Raw genomic sequence first — 2440 nt, 5'->3', positions numbered from 1 at the left:
AAACAAATCCATGTTTTCAAATTTGCTCTGTTCCGGCATGGGTCAGCTCCTTTCCAAGTCCTGTGACTTCTGCTTTGCGTTTTTCTTCTGTGCCTTTTCCTTGTCGGCTCTAAGCTGCGCCCGGATAGAGGGTTTCTTTTCCGGCTTCGCTCCCTTGCCGCGCTCCTTGTCGGCTTTGACAGCGTTAGCCAGGTCAACAAGGGAAATCTGCTCGCCCGCCTTTACCTTTGCTTCCAGTTCGTCAACGGTGGGGGTGTTGTTGATGATACCGTCAATCATGTTCCCGTTCTGCTCTGTGGTCTGCTCGGCGGTTTTCAAGGGATTGTCCCGCTGCGCCTGTTCTGCGGCAACGGCAAACGCCCGCGTCCCATTCCCCATAATCAGATACTTTCCGTCGTCCGACTGGTGGTGAAAGCCATATCCGGCGGCTTCTATCTGCTCCCGGCTCATGGCGGTCACATGGAAAGTCCCCCTCGGTGTCTTGACAGTTTCGCCCGTTTCCAAGTCGTCCGGGGTAAGCTGCTTTTGCTCCTGTAAAAACTCCGGCACTTCCCGAAAACCTACACTGTCAACGAAATGCGCCGCGTCCTGTCCGTCCTGATGAAGCACTACCACGTCGGAAACGGAAAGGCTGTGTCCCTTAAAATCTTTGGGGTGGTCGATATTGAAACAGGTGTAAATATCTTCAAGGGAAGTTTCCGGCGCAAGGGGCGCGGAATAGACAAGCTCATAGTTCGCCCTGTCAACCACATTTCCCGCCGCCTGCAGGCGGTCGTATGGCTCAAAGCGGAAATCCCTTGTTTCGTCCCCGCCCTTTATCTGGTAAATGGAAAAGGTGTCTTTGTCCTGTCCGGCGGTCTGCGCCGTTTCCTGTGCCTTTGCGTAAAGCTGCTTCACGTCGCCCTCGGTCAGCTCGCCGCTTTTGAGCTGCCCCATAAGCTCGCGGCATTTCTCCGGCGTTCCCGTATAAAGCACGTCGCCCATTTTCGCCCGCCCGTTCTCCTGTGTCACATAGGCTTGCAAGAGGTAGCTGTTTTCCCGGCTGTCGCTGTAAGGGTTCCGGCGCACTCTGTAAATCGTTTCCGGGGTAAAGGCTTCTTTCGGGGCTGCGCCCGCTTTTTCCTGTGCGCCGGATTTTCCCGGTGCGGCTGCTTCCGGATCCGGCTTCTCCGGCGCGGCTTCCTGTCCCTCTCTGGTGGGCTGCTCCTGTCCGGCGGTCTGCTCCTTGTCCTGTGCCTTTTGCAGCTCCGCTAAGTTCTCGTCTATGGAATTGATAATCTCGGCGGCTGCGCTGCGTATCGTTTCAAGGGAGCTTTTCAGCTCGGACAGCTCCCGCCCGCTGCTCCACCCGGCGACATAGCCGAAAGAGTAGTCCGACGTGTCAAGCCCGTAATGTTGGCAGACAGTATAGGCGACGCTTTCCGCTTCGACTTCGCGGGTGCGGCGGTCAACGTGGGGCTGCTGCTCGTCCTTTGGCGCGTTGAGGTCAATGTCGTGCAGCTTCGCATGGGCGATTTCGTGAATAGCGGTCTTTAAGGTCTGTAATTCGCTCATGCCCTCGTTGATAGCAATGCGCTTGTCCTCCAAGTGGTAGTAGCCATGAGAGCCGCCCTCGATATTCTCAAAGGCGATAGGAACGGGGGAAGTCTTTTCAAGGGCTGCGAAAAAATCCTTGTAGCGGTCAACGTCGCCTGTCAGCTCGTCAACCGCAATGTCCGGCAGCTCCTTTCCCTCGGTCTGGGAAACGTCAAAGACGGATACCACCTTGTAGGCGGGTATGGTGACTTCCTTTTCCTCGGTGACGGGCTTCCCGTCCTTGCCGATAACGGGCTTCTGCGTGTGCGGGTCGATTTTCTGCATTTCCTGTTTGATTTTATAGGGTGACGGAGCAATGATTTTAATTCCCTTTTGCCCTTTCATCACGTTTCGTTCAAAGTTGTTCTTCCAAGCGGAAAAGCCCGCCACAAGGGAAGCGTCCGGCTTCTGCATGGCGATAAGGACGGTGTTTCGGAAGCTGTAATTATGGAATTTTGACATGACTTTCAGATATTCCCGGTAACGCTCGCTGTCAAAGAGTTCCGCAATACCCTGTTCCAGACGGTCGGTAATCTCTTTGAGCTTTTCGGCGGGCTTCTCGCTCGTCAGCACGATAGGGATAACCGGGCGCGGCTCCTGTGGCTGCTCTGCGGTCTGCGCCGTTCTCTGCCCCGGCGCGGCTGCGTCCATTTCTACCTTTGACGGGTCGGGTCTTTCCGGCTGCGGGGGCTGCGGCGTTACCCGGTATTCCTCCGGCACGTCGCGCCCGTCGTACCATTCTGTAAAGGTGTTGCGGTTGTTGTAGATATAGCCCTTTTCGGTAAACATACCGTCGTCGTTAATGGAAGCGTCCCGCCCGTATTCCTCATACATGAAATACTTTTTCACTTCCTCAGGGAAGTTC

1 protein-coding gene is annotated in these 2440 nt (G+C 55.5%); it reads right to left on the bottom strand.

The features are described 5' to 3' along the window. Positions 1-42: 42 nt before the first annotated feature. On the bottom strand, positions 43-2440 hold a 2398-nt coding region (locus AC075J_RS01830; RefSeq protein WP_476389898.1), incomplete at its 5' end, for a YodL domain-containing protein.

The sequence above is a fragment of the Blautia sp. ZXY-1-C6 genome (genome assembly GCF_056339875.1).
The sequence above is the reverse complement of the archived record's forward strand: the minus strand, read 5'-3'. Positions and strand labels throughout refer to the sequence as shown.